The 18,154-nt window shown below is 37.6% G+C and carries 17 protein-coding genes; 14 read left to right on the top strand and 3 right to left on the bottom strand.

What is annotated here, in order from left to right; genetic code table 11:
• Positions 1 to 38: 38 nt before the first annotated feature.
• Positions 39 to 794, top strand: a complete 756-nt coding sequence (locus K332_RS0113425; protein WP_026907922.1) for a hypothetical protein — start codon at positions 39 to 41, stop codon at positions 792 to 794.
• A 121-nt stretch (positions 795 to 915) separates the two neighbouring features.
• Here the strand turns inward: K332_RS0113425 and K332_RS0113420 are convergent, their stop codons facing one another.
• Positions 916 to 1,977, bottom strand: a complete 1,062-nt coding sequence (locus K332_RS0113420) for an NAD(P)/FAD-dependent oxidoreductase (protein WP_026907921.1) — start codon at positions 1,975 to 1,977, stop codon at positions 916 to 918.
• A 312-nt stretch (positions 1,978 to 2,289) separates the two neighbouring features.
• Between K332_RS0113420 and K332_RS0113415 the strand changes: the two genes are divergently transcribed.
• Positions 2,290 to 3,063, top strand: a complete 774-nt coding sequence (locus K332_RS0113415) for a hypothetical protein (protein ID WP_026907920.1) — start codon at positions 2,290 to 2,292, stop codon at positions 3,061 to 3,063.
• Between the two features lie 436 nt (positions 3,064 to 3,499).
• Here the strand turns inward: K332_RS0113415 and K332_RS0113405 are convergent, their stop codons facing one another.
• Positions 3,500 to 4,174: an SIMPL domain-containing protein gene (locus K332_RS0113405; protein WP_026907919.1), complete on the bottom strand. Its 675-nt coding sequence runs from the start codon at positions 4,172 to 4,174 to the stop codon at positions 3,500 to 3,502.
• Between the two features lie 106 nt (positions 4,175 to 4,280).
• Entirely contained in the window at positions 4,281 to 5,150 is an 870-nt protein-coding gene (htpX, locus tag K332_RS0113400; protein ID WP_026907918.1) for a protease HtpX, read from the bottom strand.
• A 142-nt stretch (positions 5,151 to 5,292) separates the two neighbouring features.
• Here htpX and K332_RS0113395 point away from each other — a divergent pair, with 142 nt between their 5' ends.
• From K332_RS0113395 to K332_RS0113330, 12 genes are all read left to right on the top strand, one after another.
• Entirely contained in the window at positions 5,293 to 5,775 is a 483-nt protein-coding gene (locus tag K332_RS0113395; RefSeq protein ID WP_026907917.1) for a PaaI family thioesterase, read from the top strand.
• A 16-nt stretch (positions 5,776 to 5,791) separates the two neighbouring features.
• Positions 5,792 to 6,082, top strand: a complete 291-nt coding sequence (locus K332_RS0113390; RefSeq protein WP_026907916.1) for a DUF3219 family protein — start codon at positions 5,792 to 5,794, stop codon at positions 6,080 to 6,082.
• A 128-nt stretch (positions 6,083 to 6,210) separates the two neighbouring features.
• Positions 6,211 to 6,837 carry a LytTR family DNA-binding domain-containing protein gene (locus K332_RS0113385; protein WP_026907915.1) on the top strand — a complete coding sequence of 209 codons (627 nt, stop codon included), beginning with the start codon at positions 6,211 to 6,213 and terminating at the stop codon, positions 6,835 to 6,837.
• A gap of 127 nt (positions 6,838 to 6,964) precedes the next feature.
• Entirely contained in the window at positions 6,965 to 8,482 is a 1,518-nt protein-coding gene (scpC, locus tag K332_RS0113380; protein WP_026907914.1) for a succinyl-CoA:acetate CoA-transferase ScpC, read from the top strand.
• Positions 8,483 to 8,726: 244 nt separating this feature from the next.
• Positions 8,727 to 9,200 (top strand): hypothetical protein, encoded by a 474-nt coding sequence (locus tag K332_RS0113375; protein ID WP_026907913.1) that lies wholly within the window; start codon positions 8,727 to 8,729, stop codon positions 9,198 to 9,200.
• Positions 9,201 to 9,307: 107 nt separating this feature from the next.
• Positions 9,308 to 9,853, top strand: coding sequence for a sigma-70 family RNA polymerase sigma factor (locus K332_RS0113370; protein ID WP_026907912.1), 546 nt, complete (start codon positions 9,308 to 9,310; stop codon positions 9,851 to 9,853).
• Complete coding sequence (locus K332_RS0113365; RefSeq protein WP_026907911.1) at positions 9,843 to 10,880, top strand: DUF4030 domain-containing protein; 1,038 nt, start codon at positions 9,843 to 9,845, stop codon at positions 10,878 to 10,880. Before K332_RS0113370 ends, K332_RS0113365 begins: the two co-directional genes overlap by 11 nt.
• A 168-nt stretch (positions 10,881 to 11,048) precedes the next feature.
• Positions 11,049 to 11,396, top strand: coding sequence for a DUF3888 domain-containing protein (locus tag K332_RS0113360; RefSeq protein WP_245604683.1), 348 nt, complete (start codon positions 11,049 to 11,051; stop codon positions 11,394 to 11,396).
• A 661-nt stretch (positions 11,397 to 12,057) separates the two neighbouring features.
• Complete coding sequence (locus tag K332_RS0113350; RefSeq protein ID WP_026907909.1) at positions 12,058 to 13,989, top strand: ATP-dependent DNA helicase; 1,932 nt, start codon at positions 12,058 to 12,060, stop codon at positions 13,987 to 13,989.
• A 390-nt stretch (positions 13,990 to 14,379) separates the two neighbouring features.
• Positions 14,380 to 14,778 (top strand): MerR family transcriptional regulator, encoded by a 399-nt coding sequence (locus K332_RS0113340; protein ID WP_026907907.1) that lies wholly within the window; start codon positions 14,380 to 14,382, stop codon positions 14,776 to 14,778.
• The gene (locus tag K332_RS0113335) at positions 14,775 to 16,292 is read left to right on the top strand and encodes a class I adenylate-forming enzyme family protein (RefSeq protein ID WP_026907906.1); all 1,518 of its coding nucleotides are present in this window, start codon (positions 14,775 to 14,777) and stop codon (positions 16,290 to 16,292) included. The genes K332_RS0113340 and K332_RS0113335 overlap by 4 nt, the downstream gene beginning before the upstream one ends.
• Before the next feature lie 50 nt (positions 16,293 to 16,342).
• The gene (locus K332_RS0113330) at positions 16,343 to 18,040 is read left to right on the top strand and encodes an acyl-CoA dehydrogenase family protein (RefSeq protein WP_036688920.1); all 1,698 of its coding nucleotides are present in this window, start codon (positions 16,343 to 16,345) and stop codon (positions 18,038 to 18,040) included.
• The last annotated feature ends 114 nt before the right edge of the window (positions 18,041 to 18,154 follow it).

The following is an 18,154-nucleotide window of genomic DNA, read 5'->3' as shown; positions in this document are numbered from 1 at the left end:
TAAAGTATTAATTTTTGGTGGAAAAGGGAGAGGGAATTGTGAGCTTATTTATGAATACCAATTCACATCCGAATCTTTTTAAAAATAATGATTCTGTCGAATGCCCAAATCAATCATACTTTAAAAGTGATTATTTAAAGGAACGATTAGAGGAACACTCTCGGGTTAATGAAGCTTTTCAACAATCCATGAAGAAACTTCGGATATCATTTCAGAAACAACGATATAACAATGAGGTTAAGTGGCGAGATGTTGTCAAGGATGTCGAATGGATGAAGGAAAATAACAAGCAACATAAGGAGTTTGAAATCAAGACGAGGGAGTGGATGGTCATGCTAGAACATAACAGTCAAGAACTTCATCGTATTGTTGGAGAAAATAGTACAGTTAACCAAAATATATTGAAGGAAATTCATCGAATTCATCAGTCTAATGAAGAGATTATGCAAAAGCTAATCAGCTTTGACACGACAAAGGAACAGTTTACAAACAAAATGGCTGAACTGGTAGATAAGCAACAAGTAGTGGCTGAACATGTTGCCAAACAGCATGATAAACAAGATAAAGTTATGGATCAACTAGAAAACCAGGAAGCATTAATAGAAAAGTCCAATTTACAACTAAGCAATTTGCGCTCCATTCTATTTGAACGTACAGGATTTATAGCCGATAAAATTGAGGAGAGTTATAAACTAACCTCATCCGTTCTATATAAATTCTTAACGGGATCGGATAGACCCTTAACATTAATGATGAATCAGAAGAAACAAGCGAATAGGGACGAGGATAAATAAATGACACTTTTGTTGGAAGAAAGAAGTATATTCATTTTGTTGCAGTCCGATAAAAATCAAAGACAAAAATAAGAAAAAGGCTTTTCCAGTGGAAGAAATCCGCATGGAAAAGCCTTACTTTTTAATGTCGTCTATTTAGCCATAAAACCCCAGACTTAACTAACCTGGGAACAATACCTGTAAGTGGCTGTTTCATCATATTTCCAAAGCCATCACTTTTTCCAAGTGATCCAAGCGTACCTTTTAAGCGAATTTCTTTTGGTACTTTTGGTTCTTGGTTACGTAAAACGGCGTTCAAGATAACTGCAGTTTGTTCGCCTTGGATACCAGCTAGCTGTGCACTTGGAGAGTAAATGGAAGATGCACAGTCTCCGATAACATATACATTTGGCTGATCTGGTACCTGAAAGTACTCATTGACCATAATTTTATCTTGTGTGTCCTTTTTGAAAGGTAATTCTCGGACCACTTTATTTGGCCGAACCCCGGCAGTCCAAATCGTTACATCATTCACGTAACAGACACCATTATTACAGACCCCATCTTTTTCTACATATTCTACATTCGAATGATGCAATACCTCCACATCATTTTTATTAAACCAATCGGCAACATAGCCTTGAATTCTCGGATCAAATGCTTTAAGAACCGATCCTCCCCGGTCTAATAAGCGAACATTTAAATCTGCCCGGCTTTCACGAATTTCTGAAGCTACTTCAATCCCACTTAACCCAGCCCCAACGATGGTTACCTTTCCACCGGCTTTTAAATTACCGACTGCCAAACCTGTTTTGCGAGCGTTTGCAAAAGTTTGTACACTTTCTGTGTATACGTCTGCCCCTTCAATACCATGGTAATTGTCTTCACACCCTAACGCTACAACAAGGTAGTCATAAGGAATAATTTGGCTTAAATCGCGTAAAATGATTTGTTGATTTTCCACGTCTACTTTGTCTACTTCAGCAAACACATAATTAATTGGTACATTCTTTGGGAAATCAACTCGTACTTCACGGTCTGCAACTGTACCAGCTGCAATGGTATAAAACTCTGTTTTTAGTGATTGGTATGGATTTCGATCAACAATTGTTAAGTTAATGTCCTCAGACAAGCCCTTATCAACCAAGCCTAGAGCAACCTTAATCCCTCCATAGCCACCACCTAGAATTACTAAATTTCTCATCTATTTTACCCCCATCCCCTGGTAGAAATCTAGAATGCTAGTCATTTGGGATACTAAATCCGTAAACGCTTTCCACCTTTAAGAGTATCAAAGAAACTTAAGTAAGACTAGTAAAAAATGAAGATTGTGTTACAGATTTCTTTTTCCATTATAAAAGTTCAATTGTATTGGATTGAAAATTATTGTAATTCGGTCAAACGTTTAGGTTTAAGGGACAAAAATAGTAAACAATTAATTCATGTATTTTCATTTTTTGGTAATAGTAAGTAATGATTTTATAGATAAAAGCCAAACAGGAAAGGAAGAAAAAGAATGAAAGCAAAGTTTTTTATCGTATTAACAGCAGCATTAATAGCAAGCTCATGGCAGATTTCTACTGTGTTAGGAGAAACAAACACCGATGATGCCTGGTTTGACTTCTTTAAGAAGGACAAAGAGGAAGAAAAATCAAAAGAGCATGGAAAGAAAGATGTACATAAGCATGAAACATGGATCAAGTTTAAAGCTAGTGAACTAGGGATTGAAACAGAAGGGAAAGACCTTGGTACGTTAGCAAAAGAGGTAAAAGAAGCAAGCGTTTTGCAAAAGGCAAAGGAACTTGGTATTGAAGCGGAAGGAAAAGAATTAAAAGAACTAGCAATAGAGATTCATCAGGCGGAAGTAATGAAAGAAGCGAAAGAGCTTGGTATTGAAGTTGAGGGCAAAGATACGGATGATTTAGCAGAGGAAGTATTGGATGCTAAATTCAAAGCGAAAGCAGATGAATTAGGAATAGAAACAGAAGGAAAAGAAGTAGGTGATCTTTTAGATGAAGTAAGAAAGGCAATCCTTGAGAAAGAGGCAGAATCCTATGGTGTCGAGACAGAGGGTAGAAAGCATCATGAAATCGTGATGGATATTCACGAGGCGAAGATTTATGATTCAGCGGAAAAACTAGGGATTGAAACAGAGGGAAAAAAACCGAAAGATATATTGAATGAAATATTTGAAAGCCATGCAGCGGAAGCTAAGGAGCTAGGGGTATTTCCGTTTGAAGATAATGATGATAAGTTTTATATGGAGCACCATATGAAGAATCACGATTAACAAAAACAGGCTGTCTTAAAGGGTTAAATTTCAGACTTTAAAGACAGCCCCCTCTCTTTTAAAAGATTATTTTTCAGACCGATAAGCTTCAGACGGCGGGGACATGAAGGAAATATTTTCTTCTACGTGTATAACCAACAAGTGGGATTATCAGAATTACATTAATAATCCTACTCAGGCTAAATAGATTAATAGGGTTTATACTGCCCCATTAATTTACTTTTATATTTTTCCAGTCTTTTAATTTTCTTGAATGTAAGTACAGAGCAAATTGCAATAATTATAAGTAACGATTCGTGTGCTTCTCTATCAAGTGATTTTTCTTTATCCATTTAAAAGACCCCGCAAAAAAATGATTACTTACATGTTACCATACTTTAATTTAATTTATTCAAAATATTGCTGATATTTATATAGAAAGTGAATTTTTCTCGTTCTAATATTGAAAATTAGCTTCAACTAGTGCGGTTATTTTAAACTGACCAGCCTCAATTGGTGTAGTAGTTACCTTTTCAGTAGAAACACCTAACACAAATGGTCTTGGTTGTTCAGGTGATGTGCTAGTTATTTCTTTTAAATCACTAGGAATTTCATTTATAGAAACACCTAATGTATCTGCAATTAATAATGCTTTTTCCTGTGCATTTTTGATTGCCTTCACAAGTGCTTGTTGGTAGAAACGCTCCTGATTTGAAACGGTCATATCAATATTGCGTACGGTATTGGCTCCATTATCCACAGCAATGTCCACAATTTCCCCGACGTTTGCAAACTGATCAATGGTGATGGTAAGTAAATTAGTTATCCGATATCCCCGAAACACTTGTTGACCATCTTGATAGTCATAATCGATATCGATTCGGAATTCAGATGTCTGGATATTCTCCCTAGGAATACCACTTCCAAGAATAGCATTGATAACATTTGTGGTTTCGGTAGCATTTATTTGTTGTGCTTGCTGGAGGTTCTTGTTCTCCGTAATCACGCCTAGGGTTACGGTTGCTTGATCTGGCTGTACAGAAACGGAACCTTCCCCGTAAACCTTTACTTTATTTTTATTCTGCCTAGTTGGAACTGGACTACGAAAATATGGATTAACCTGGTAGTACATAGATTCACCTCTTTAAAGGATTATATATGGTAAATATATGTATCTATAGGCAAATAGTGTATAGAAAAAAGAAAAGGAGTGCTCCAAATTGGAACACTCCTACAGGTTATGCTAGACGCTTGATACGCTCATCCAAATCTGGGTGTGTAGAGAAAATGGATGATTTACGCTTGTTATTGATTTTTAACGTAGCGATAGATGTATCCTCGCCACCTTTAATACGACTCGTGTATGCTTTTAAACTCTCCAGTGCATGACGCATTTTATCTTTACCAGCTAAATCCGCACCACCACGGTCTGCATGGTACTCACGATGTCTGGAGTATGCGTAAACAACGATACTTCCTAAAATGGAGAATACGATTTGGAACACAATAATAGCAATGAAATGCACAATCGGTGCAAGTTCTTCTTTTACAAATCGAGAAGCAACAAACGCAACGATTCGAGATAGGAAAACAACAAATGTGTTTACGATACCTTGTAGTATTGTCATCGTAACCATATCACCATTAGCGATGTGAGCTACTTCATGTGCAATAACACCCTCAATCGCATCGTCATCCATCTCCTGTAGTAGACCAGTTGAAACAGCAACTAGAGAGCGTTTCTTAGAAGGACCAGTTGCAAATGCGTTTACTTCTGGAGAGTTGTAAATTCCCACCTCAGGCATATGCATTAATCCTGCCGCTCTAGATAGACGGTGAACTTTTTCCACCACAGCTTTTTCGTATTCATTCATCGGGCCGTTTGGATCGATAACTTGTACACCCATCATTTTCTTAGCCATCCAACGGGACATGGCTAGCGAGATGAAGGAACCTGTGAAACCGATAATTGCACTGAAGATTAGTAATGGACCAAATTGAATGGTACCATTCGAGATGTAATCAACCGGTAAAATGGTAAAAATAATACTAATTGTTAAAAGTACTAAAACGTTTGTTAATAGGAAGTAAAAAATTCTTTTTCCCATACTCTCACCTTTCTATTTTTAATTTTTAAAATTGTATTCACAAAACAGTTATGTTTATTATAATGGTAAAAGCTCTTGTTGTCATCTGGAATATATATATGAACAGATGGTACAAGTTATTCAGGGAAAAGGAGTGGGAGAAATGGTGGAAAAAGTGATACATGCTATCCAAGACGATTATGCAGATGATTATTCATGGTGCTATGGTTGTGGTAGGTTAAATGAGAATGGGCTTCACTTAAGAACGGGTTGGGACGGAGAAAAAACAGTAACGATTTATACACCAAGGGAAGAGCAAACAGCAATACCTGGTTTTGTATATGGAGGAGTGATCGCATCCCTTGTTGATTGTCATGGAACGGGTTCTGCTGCACTTGCATTACACAGGAAAAACGGCCATGAGCCGGGTGATGAAGAGGAGCCACCAAGATTCGTTACGGGTTCTTTGAAGGTGGATTTTCTAAAACCGACCCCATATGGTGTGCCACTAAAAGCAATTGGTACGGTAGAAGAAATTCATCCTAAGAAGTGGAAAGTGCTGACAGAAGTTTATGCAGGAGATGTGTGTGTAGTCAAAGGCGAAGTAATCGCTGTCATTATGCCCAAGACATTTGTCCAGAAATAAATAGAGGTGAAAGCAAGTGAGTAGAATATGGTTAAATGAACTAATGTTAGAAGTTGAAAGCTTAAATGATGCAGTTGTTGAAAAGGACGAAGAAAAGCTCCTACAGCTTGAACTGGAATTTAAGGTAACCCACGAAACGTATCATGATGTAACTACTGAATTATATAAAAATGATTTTTTTGTTAGCGTTCCTGAAATTGATTTGAAATTTCAAGCAGAAATTCAAAACTACTCCACCTCTGTAACCAATTTGTATGAGAAGGATACGGTCGGTGATTTTAAACTAGTACTTATACAAAAAAGGTAACGCACAGGACTTTTGGGGTCAACTCCAAGGTCCTTTTCACATGAAAGCGTGTTAAAATACAACTAGTATTCGACAAAGTTTGGAGTGCCAGGCACCACAAAGCTTTCGGGCAAAGGAGTATCGATTGTATGGAAATTTTGGATATTGTTGGAGAGCTATTTTCGGATGAAATTTCGATTGCAGTTTCACGTGGGAATAGGTATGTGTATTACAGACCGAGTAAGCGGATTGATTTGAAGATACGGCCTGGGGATCCGGTAAAGGAAGGAACGATTGCCTATAAAGCTTGGCAAACGGAACAGAAGGTTTCTGAGTTTATAGACCGGAATATTTTTGGTGTTCCATACCACGGGATGGCAGTGCCTTTTAAAGAAGACGGTAAGATCGCAGGTTGTGTACTAGCTATTTATCCAGCTTTTACAGAGGGTAAATCGGTCATTACGTTAAAGTCCCAGGATGGTTGGAAGCCAATTCCATTCCAAGATGTTTACTATATAGAGGTAAAAGACAGGAAAACCCATGTGTACGGTAAAAGTTTTTCGGGAACACATAAAAATACATTACAAGAGTTTGAATATAGTCTTCCTAGAGAAATATTTATTCGTTGCCACCGGTCTTTTATCGTAAATGTGCGTCATATAAAGGAAATTTATCCAGATACCCATTCAACATTTCTATTAGAAATGGCTAATGGGCAAACTGTACAAGTAAGTCAATCGTATTCAAGCTATTTTCGCAAATTACTAGGATTTTAAAAAAATATTCTATTTTAAACATTCATTTTCATGGTTTAAGCAATTATTTCCTTATCCCGTCTTGTTTTCGCAATTGTCGCAATTAATGCGTTAAACTAAATGAAAACGCTTAACAGGGGATGGGAATATGGAAAACGTAACAGATCGTATTAAAGATCCTCGTATACAAGATAGAGTAGTTTCAGCTGATGAGGCAGCATCTTGGATTCAGGATGGTATGACATTGGGGTTAAGTGGATTTACTCGAGCCGGTGATGTGAAAGCAGTACCGATGGCATTAGTAAAACGTGCCGAAGCAGGGGAAAAGTTCAAAGTGAACGTCTTTACTGGGGCATCCTTAGGTTCAGATGTGGATAAGTTGTTTGCTGAGGTTGGCATTATTAATAAACGCCTTCCGTTCCAAGCAGATCCTATGATGAGAAAGAAGATAAATGCTGGGGAACATTTGTTTGTTGACCATCACTTGTCGCATACCGCGGAATTACTTCGTGCGAATGTTATCGAACAAGTAGATTATGCAATTTTGGAGGCGATTTCCATAACGGAAGATGGCATGATCATTCCAACAACTTCTATCGGCAACTCGATGGCTTTTGCAGAAAACGCAAAAAATATTATCGTGGAAATTAACTTAGCGCAATCAGAATTGTTAGAGGGATTACACGACTTATATAGTCCGGGCAGACAAGGTGAGCGTGACCCAATTCCATTAACAAAACCAAATGATAGAATTGGTACCATTGGGATTCCTGTAAATGATGACAAAATTAAAGGAATCGTGTTTACCAATCAAGTAGACTCTGCATCAACGATTGTACCGCCAGATGAGGAAACACAAATCATGGCCAATCATCTACTAGACTTCTTACGTAAAGAAATCGAGGTTGGTAGATTATCAGAGCGATTAGCACCATTACAATCTGGTATTGGCTCTGTTGCAAATGCGGTCTTACACGGCATGGTTGAATCCGAGTTCAAGAATCTAGAGGTTTACTCTGAAGTACTTCAAGATGCAGTATTTGATCTTATTGATGCAGGAAAGGTAGACTTCGCATCCTGTTGTTCTATTACACTATCAGAAGAGAAAATGAATGAGGTATACTCTAACTTTGAAAATTACCGTGATAAATTAATCATGCGTCCACAAGAGATGTCCAATCATCCAGAAATTATAAGACGTCTTGGATTAATTTCAATTAATACCGCACTAGAGTTTGATATTTATGGTAATGTGAACTCTACCCATGTGTCCGGAACGAAAATGATGAATGGTATCGGTGGATCCGGTGACTTTGCACGGAATGCTAGACTAGCAATCTTTGTTACCAAATCCGTTGCCAAGGGCGGAGATATCTCAAGTATCGTACCATTCGTATCTCATGTTGATCATACCGAGCATGATGTAGACGTTGTGGTGACAGAGCAAGGGTATGCCGATTTACGAGGACTTGCTCCTCGCGAAAGAGTTCCGTTGATTATCGAAAACTGTGTACATCCAACCTATCGTGCACAGCTCTGGAAGTACTACGAAGAAGCACTTGAACGAGGCGGGCAGACTCCACATGTGCTGGAAAAGGCATTTTCATGGCATGAAAATTATGCTAAGCATAGGACAATGCTTCATAAGGAACTTGTTAATAATTAGATTTCTAGTAGAAAAAGGGAAAATGGCAATACTTTTGTAAGTGAGAATTGCAACGGAATCTGCAATCTTAAGGCAGCTTGACTTTAGAATGAAAATTTCATAGATTTTAGGGGTTTGTTTATTATATAGAACGTATATAACCGATTTTCTTTCTGGGGGGAAGGGAAATCGGTTATACTTTTATTGAAACCAATTATGGGAATTTTTCGTATAGTACGTAACGAAATATAAAGGGGATTCACACATGGGATATCGATTTGCAGATACAAGTGATTGGAATAAACAAGCATTTGGATCATTTATAGCGGCATTTATAGCTGTTGTTACAACCACTATGACAGTGCAACGGTCCCCCGACATGGGTCTGGTATTTTTCTTCCTCGGTTTAATTCCGGTGTTGGTGGGTATTATTCGTGGAATTCACTATATGAATCGCTCAAGTCAGGATTATGTTTATTTATCTCCGAATGAGCTTGAGATTAACAAGGGGCCATTATTTTCAACAAAAAGGGCAAATTACTATGACATTGAATATTGTGTTGAATTTCATGATTATGACCGTAGATTAATAACAATCAATCTAATCGACGGAAAAGAGATTACTTTCCACGGAGAATGGCTGACAGAAGATGACTTTATAGAACTAAAAAATGAATTAGTTAAAAGAACCAAGAATGATAGACTGTTTCGTTTTAGGTCGAATAATAAAGTGCTATAAAAAGGTAAATCCAATTATTAAGACGCGGTATATATCGTGTCTTTTTTCTATTAATAGGGAACCTGATTAATTCACTTTTCGTCTAACAGAATGAAAGGAGGGAAGATATGCACGATAAACTAGGCCCAGAGAAAAATCAATCAAACCGTGAAGTTTTAGTGGATTTAATGCAAAGGTACGGAGATATGGTACTTCGAGTTGCATTTACATATGTGAAGGAAAGACAATTAGCTGAGGATATTTCACAAGAGGTATTTATTCGATGCTATCAGTCCCTAGATACATTTAAACATCAATCTTCCTATCAGACCTGGTTGTACAGCATTACAGTCAATTATTGTAAGGACTATGTTAGAAGTTGGTCTTATCGTAATCTGATCCCCCAAGCACTGATTAAGGAAGAAGAAAGAAAAGTGGATTCGGTAGATTCTCAAGTTGTCAGAAAAGAAGAGAGTGATTTCATTTTTCATGAAGTATTAAATTTATCGGTGAAACTACGTGAAGTACTTATACTTTATTATTATGAAGATCTTACCATTGAAGAAGTAGCCAATATTTTAAGTGTAAAACAAAACACAGTTAAAACTAGATTACATCGCGCTCGAAAAAACTTGAAACTTCATATAGAAGGAGGAATGGTTTTTGAAAAATAGAAGGGATTATCCAGAAAGGGTGAACCAAATGCGCTTTTCAGAGGAAAACCAGCAAAAGGTGCTGCGTGCAATTGATAAACCTTCCCCAAAAAATAAGTCTGCAAGACGTATCAACAGGAGATTAACAGTTGCTGCGATGGGGATATTGTTGTTCACAATCATTCTCTTTCTACCATCAATGGAACATGTTATTGCAAAGATTCCTTTCATTAGCCATTTCGTGAAAGAAGAAGAACAACGTATGGAAGAAATGGATAGTATTTTTAAGGAGATTCAATTGGTTTTGGATGAACAAGGAATGGAAATCGGGGCCGCTGGGATGGAAGGAAAAGAAATAAAAGTCCATATAATGGGTTTAACCGAAGATAGTAAAGACATTGCAGACCAGATACACAATAGACTAGAAGAAGTCGGACTTGCAGACTATGAAGTGAAAGTGACTGCTTATGAGGAAGGAGAAATGGATTTCGAACGACACCACAATAATAAAGATATTCAAGATAGTATTGCACTTCAAGAAGCTTTAACAAATCGCTTACAGCAAGAAGGCTATGAGCTTATGTTTCCTGTTCAGGTTCGAATAAATGATGTGGAAGGAATCTACATGAATGCGATTGTTCCTGACACCGAAAGTCGTTTAGAACAATTAGAAGAAATAATGAAGGATGAAGCAAAGGTTTATGGAGAAGAGTATAAACTAAGTATTAGACAAGTGGAAAAAGTTGCACGTGAACAAGAACTACGTTGGGAAAAGACAGGTGCACTCCGTCACATTTCAAGTGCGTTAATGGAAGCTGAAAAATATCCTGTAACTGGATTTGCACACTCGTTCCACCCATATCCACTTCAAATCAAAGTTAAAACATCTTTGGAAGTTAATGATCCTCAAACTTCAGAGATAGCTATGGAAATTCTAAACGAAATTGAGTTGTATATTCAAACGGATGAAGGAACGAAGTCGATTCGTGATGACCTTTATGAAGTGAAAGTATTAAGTAAAGATAAGAAAGAAATAAAAGTGAAGTAGGAAGTAACCATGACAATTCATCGCAAAGTGTAAAAGTTAACCAAGGCACCAGATGGATTGTCTTGTTTTTTTTATAAAGGGATGAATAATCCAATTTAGATACTAGGAAACTAAATTGAGGTGAAAATCATGAAAAAAATAATAACAATGATTATAGTAGGACTGTTTTTGGCAGTATTAAACATACCTATTGAAGCCAAAACCATAAATGATGCAGATACAGAATTATGTAAAACATTAAAATATGCTCTTATCGGTAGCCTAAGAGAACCTGTAGATAAAGCAATTGTTGAAATTTATAAAAGAGATAAAAATGCACATAAATATCTGAATTGGGCAACATATGATGCAGAAATACTTAAAATAAAGCAGGTGTATGGGGTTGGCGGATTGTATGAGCTAACACTGAAGGTATTCCCTTATTATGAAGCTCATAATAGCTATGGTATGGATGAAGTTGTTGTTAATACAGAAGGTGAACTGCTAGGGTATAAGCATCTGAAAACATATCCATAAAATATGTTAAGTGATTTCTAATAATTGTGGTTTTGTATACTCAAAGAATGGGGAAAATGATGATAGTAAACAACTCTTCACAAAAGTAAATGGACATATTTCACCGTACTATGTATAATAACAGTAGAAAAGCAATACTAATAAAATAACCGAGAATGCTGCTAACATTCTCGGTTTAGCATGATACTGTTGTTCCGGTGGGCTTCCCTCCTGAACACATGGTCAAGGAAAAGAACCTCACCCTACGTTGATTGTGGAATCAAGGGTGAGGTTCACTTTTTATTAATCAAATCATTGATTAATTGTCTAATGAAATTTAGCAGTGTAACTAAAAAAGCCCCCGCTGCAAAAAGTACCATCAAAATTGATAATACAATCTCCATAGACATCCCCTCCTTTCCACCACTTGAATGGTGTCCAGAAGGGAAGGAAGGTCCTCACCCGTCTAATATCATACTTGTCTATATTTTATCCTATCAAAAGTAATAAGCAAGTTATATTATTAGTATTTTCATTTATGGAAATTGGGCAGGTTATACTTTGTGTTTTTATATCTCCTATTCTTATTTTTAGTTAGGCTTGCTTTTTATTTAATAGTAATAAATTCAATTAACATGATAGAATGATTCCATATGTTGAAAACGTAAAAAGAGGTAACCAAATGTCAAAAAATAATGCACTACCATTTCAAGTATCTAAATCAGAAAACTACTACGATAAACTAGGTGATTATGTCGGGGATGTTTTTTATGATATTTTACCAGAGCAAGGATATGAAACTCGCGATGAACAAATTTTCATGGCCTTTCAACTAGAAAAGGCATTTAAAGAGAAGCGCACTATTTTTGCTGAGGCTGGGGTTGGAACAGGGAAGACTTTTGCCTATTTGTTGTATGCAATCTGTTATGCCAGGTATATCGGAAAACCAGCTATTATTTCCTGTGCAGATGAAACCTTAATCGAACAGCTAGTTAAAAAAGGTGGAGACATAGAAAAGCTTGAGAAAGCACTTGGTCTCGAGGTAGATGTAAGACTAGCTAAAGCAAGGGAAAATTATGTTTGCGCCAGAAAGCTGGACCAACTAATTGGAGAAACAAATAATCAAGATATTGTCAGAGTATATGATGAAGTTCCCGATTTCGTCTTTGATACGAGTTCTGTTAAAAAGACGTTTGAACGATATGGAGACCGAAAAGAATATCCATGGGTATCTGATGAAACATGGGAGAAAATTGCCTGGGATCCACTACAGCAATGTGCAACCTGTCAACTCAGACATCGAAGTGGACAAACACTAAATCGTGAGTACTATCGTCATGCGAAAGATCTTATCATTTGCTCGCATGATTTCTATATGGAACACGTATGGACAAAGGAATCAAGAAAACGGGAAGGGCAAATTCCATTGTTGCCGGAAGCAAGTACTGTAATTTTTGATGAAGGACATTTGCTGGAATTTTCTGCCCAAAAAGGGCTTACGTATCGCTTCCACTCTGAAACACTTAACCAAGTGCTTACAGGGTATATGGGACAAGATGTACGTGAAGAATCCCTTTATTTGATTGAAGATATTTTAGCGTTACATGATGACTGGTTTGATATGCTTAGTGAATCAGCCAGTGAGGTAGCGGGTTCTAACCGTAAAGAAGTAGAAGCCACCAAAGCTATGATTGAATTGGTGTCAACTTTAGATGGAAAAGTAGAAAAGCTACTTGACCAGCTAGTCTTTGATTCGGAAATGTTTACTATTGATGGTTATCATCTCAAAATAATTGAAGAGTATTTGGAGTTTTACCATTACGGTCTTTCTATTTTCCTAAAGGAAGATGAAGGAATCTTTTGGATTGAAGATAATAAAGATACGACTACCCTTGTACTGATGCCAAGACTTGTAGAAGATGTATTAAAGAAAGAGGTATTTTCAAAAAATATCCCATTTGTCTTCTCTTCTGCAACTCTTTCACAAGACGGAGACTTTTCATACTTGGCGAATAGTCTAGGTATTGAAGCGTATGATTCTTTTTCTGTGGAATCACCATTTAATTATGAGGAACAGATGCAGTTGTTTGGGCATTTGGATCAAAATAAGGATAAGAAGTGGAATCAAATAGGGAAGCAAATTGAAGAAAATAATGGTAGTACGCTAGTTTTATTTTCTAATATAGAGGAAATGAATGCTTTCCGTAGCTGGGCTGAAGGGGAGGACTGGTCATTTAATCTTCTATACGAAGGGGATCAGGAGATTAGTGAAATAGTAAATCACTTCCAAACTCAAAAGGACTCTGTCTTATGTGCCTATCACTTATGGGAAGGACTCGATGTTCCTGGTGAATCCTTAAGCCAGGTCATTATTTCATCTCTCCCATTCCCGCCGCATGACCCAGTTTTCAAAGCAAAACGAAAACATGTAGCAAATCCTGAAAAAGAAGTAGATGCTCCATATATGTTATTACGTCTTCGTCAGGGAATTGGTCGGTTAATTCGAACAAGTGAAGATCATGGGGTAATTCATTTATGGTTGAATGATGAAGAATGGGAAATGTATAAGGAAGAAATAGAGAGCGTTATGCCAGTAGGAATAAAATGGAATTGATATGGAAGTGGCTAGGATGGCGTGACATCCTAGCTGCTTTTTTATTTGGGGATGTTGATGTGGTTATGAGTTACTCTAATTCATCATTTCAGCACCGGCCTCAGTTTGAAATGATGTGTAAAAGCCTCTCATTCATCATTTCAGCACCGACCTCAGTTCGAAATGATGTGCAAGAGCCTCTCATTCATCATTTCAGCACCGGCCACAGTTTGAAATGATGTGCAAGAGCCTCTCATTCATCATTACGTCGCTGATCTCCTAGTGAAAGGATGTATAGAACACTCCCTTTCGTCATTTCTAAATAAATACAAATTTTCCCTACTTGCACTTTACGTTAAGGTAAAGTGTATTATTATAATTATATGAATATTTGTTCAAAGGTGGATGTGTGTGGATAACGTTGAAAACTATACAATAGGTGAACTGGCAGAAGAATTTGGAATTACAACAAGGGCAATACGATACTATGAAGAAGTTGGTCTGTTGACACCTGACCGCACGCAAGGGAATCGCCGTATATTCACAAAAAAAGAACGCATTCGCCTTCTACTCATTTTCCGCGGGAAAAAATATGGGTTCCAACTAGAAGAAATACGAGAAATGATTCAGTTATTTGACCGCGACCGCACCGGGAAAAAGCAACTTCAGCGAACAATGGAGTATGGGCAAGAAAAAATCGAGGAGGTGACAAAACGTATTGATGAATTAATCCAAATTCGAAATGAGATGGAAGAGTTGCTTAGTCAGTTTCAATCAAAATTAAAAGAATTGGAGCGTGGAAAAGAGTGAATATACCTAATCTACTTGCAGTGATGTCGAGAAAATACCCAAATCAAGAAGGGATTTTAACGCCAACAGAGAGAATTACATATGCAGAGTGGAATGAGGCGGTTAACCAACTGGCAGATAGTCTATCAAAGCTAGGTGTCAAAAAGGGTGATAAAGTAGTTTTGCATATGCCAAATACAAAGGAATTTATGTATGCCTACATAGCTATTCAACGTATTGGTGCTCTTGTTGTTCCAATCAATGCAAAGCTAGTTGGGCAAGAAATCTTGTACATTTTAAATCATAGTGATGCAAGTGTGTTCATGACCTATGAATTATTGTTTGAGCAAGTGAAAAGTTTGCCAGATACTGTTAAGGAAATGGTTTATATTAAAACTGGATCACAAGCAGATGGGTGGCTAGCTTTTGATACGCTTCTAGAAGAAGGTTCCCCGGAAGAAATACCATGTAATTGGACCGAAGATGATGAAGCATCCATTCTTTATACCTCTGGGACAACTGGTGATCCTAAAGGAGTGTTATTCACCTATCGAAGCATTTTAACAGTTGCTATGACTATTTGTGTAGAAATGGAACTAAAGCCGGAAAGTAGAGTACTCCACATGATGCCGCTTAGTCATTCTGCACCACTGCATTTATTTATGATAGCAGGCTTGTATGTTGGTTCAACGCATGTAGTTGTTCCAACATTCACCCCAGACTTACTACTAGAAACAGTCTCCCGAGAAAAAACTACCCACCTATTTGGCGCACCAATCGCATACTTAGTAACCTCAAAGCATCCTAGAATAAGAGAGTATGATTTGTCTTCGATGAAGTATTGGGTCTATGGTGGAGCCCCTTTGGCAAAAGAAGAAGTTATGTTTGTGAAAAGTCAATTTAATACGGATAAAATAATTTGTGTGTATGGTCTTACAGAAGCGGGGCCAAATGGAACGTTATTAGGTTTTGATGATCACGAACAAAAAGCTGGTAGCATCGGAAATCGAGCAGCCCTAAATTGCGAAATCCGTCTAGTTGATGAAAAAGGAAATAATGTTAAACAAGGAGAAATTGGCGAAATTATCCTTCAAGGAGAAGGAAACATGAAGGCTTATTATAAGAATGATGAAAAAACAAAAGAAGTATTAAAGGATGGTTGGCTATATACAGGAGATATGGCTAAACAAGACGAGGATGGATTCTTTTGGGTGGTTGACCGCAAGAAGGACATTATTATTTCTGGTGGTGTTAATATTTATCCAAAGGAAATTGAGAATCTGCTAATCACGCATCCTATGATTTCGGATGTTGCTGTTGTCGGTGTTCCAAACCCAGATTGGGGTGAAACCGTCAAAGCATTTCTAGTTGTTGATGGTGAAATAGAGGACGCAGCATCAGCGTGTAAGGAGTTCCTTCAAGGAAAAATAGCAGATTATAAGATTCCTAGGTTTTATGGGGTGTTGGATGCACTCCCAAGAAATACTACTGGTAAACTACTAAAACACCAGTTACGTGAGCGGGTTGGAAACTAGTAAGAGGATTTTGGAACTGGTTTAAATAATTCATCTTTGGAGGTTTGAACATGGCAATAGAGCTAAAGGAAAATCAAGAAGCACGTAACTTTTATAAAGATGATTCCAATTTGCATCGTTTATTAAAAGATTACTTACCAGAGGATTTCTTTCATTGGGCAGATAAGGAATTAGAACGTTACGGTACATTATGTGCAGGAGCCATTGAAAAACGGGCTATTCACACCGACCGAGAAGGAGAGCCTAAACTAATTCGCTACGACAAAATGGGCAATGAGGTTTCTGAAGTTTGGCTCAATGAAGGATATAAGCAATCGGTAGAGGATACGTATAACACGGGAATAGTGGGTTATGTCCATAAAAAGATTCCCGAGCTGGGTATGAAGGGAAACTATGTGTATGCTTATGCGCTGACCTATTTACTTTCGCATACTGAACCCGGATTAGCATGTCCCGTGACGCTAACAAAAGCAACGGCATATTTAATCGACCATTATGCGTCGGAAGAACTGAAAGAAAAATATTTACCTCATGTTGCTTCAACTGGTGATGTCGAGCTTTATGAAGGTGCTACGTTTTTAACGGAGCGCCAAGGTGGTTCTGATGTTGGTGCCAATGAGGTAACCGCGATCAAAGACGGATCCCTTTATAAAATTTCTGGTGAAAAGTACTTTGCCAGCAACGCGGGAGCCTGTGAAGTGGCAATGGTATTAGCTCGTTTAGAAGGAGCATCCAAAGGAACAAAAGGGTTAAGTTTATTTCTAGTACCTTGGGAAGAGAACCGGAGACAAGGACATTTAAGAATTCGTCGCTTGAAAGATAAACTCGGTGTTCGTGCGGTGCCATCTGCTGAAGTAGAATTTCAAGGTGCTAAAGGTTATTTAGTTGGAGAAGAAAATAAAGGATTTTATTACATGATTGAAGCACTGAACTTATCACGAGTGTCAAATGCAATAGCTTCTCTAGGCATTATGAGACGTGCCTATCTAGAGGCAAAAAGCTACGCAAATAACCGTGCTGCTTTTGGTAATAAACTAACCAATTATCCAATGGTCCAAGCGACATTAAGTAAACTAGTTGCAAAACAGGAAGTGGAAATGAACGCAATGTTTGAAGTGGTCCAGATGATGGATGAAGTTATGGGACTTGAAACAAAGCATACCGCACCGGAAAAAGAACAAGCACTATTCCGTTTGTATGTCGCTATTATGAAAAAGGAAACAGCTGAACAAGCCGTGCATTTTTCTCATGAAGCGATTGAAATGCATGGCGGGAATGGTTATATTGAGGATTTTGTGACACCACGACTACTTCGGGATGCTCAAGTTTTAACTGTATGGGAAGGTACAGCGAATATACTTGGGCTAGAGGTACTTCGGTTAATCGATAAATATAGTGTTGACCAAGTCTTTGCGGAGGAAATGCTGAATCGACTGAATAAAATAAGTGTAGGTAAAAGTGAAATTTGTGGATGGATTGATCGGGTTGAGGAAGAAGTTATTAAAATGACAAACAAAATAAATGAAATTAAAACATTTCCGGCAGATTTGCAAACGTATTACTGTAAGGACCTTGCCAGGTGGATGGTGGATATATTGGAAAGTGTTGTTGCAATTGAACATGCCGTTAAAGCAGGCGGTCGCCAGGAAACAATTGCTAAAGTTTATTTGGAAATGGTATGGGAAAAGGAAAATATTAAAACTAAACCGTCAGATTTGGCTATGTTTAGTGAGATAGTTGAGAATTAAATAGATTGTTAATAAATCAGTCGCAGCCCGATTCGTGGCTGCGGCTGATATTCCTCAAACCTGGCTGATATTCCTCAAACCTGGCTGATATTCCTCAAACCTGGCTGATATTCC

Origin of the sequence: Paucisalibacillus globulus DSM 18846, assembly GCF_000482485.1 — a bacterium.
Classification (GTDB): domain Bacteria; phylum Bacillota; class Bacilli; order Bacillales; family Amphibacillaceae; genus Ornithinibacillus; species Ornithinibacillus globulus.
Note: the sequence above shows the minus strand (reverse complement) of the source record. Positions and strands in the feature narration are given on the sequence as shown.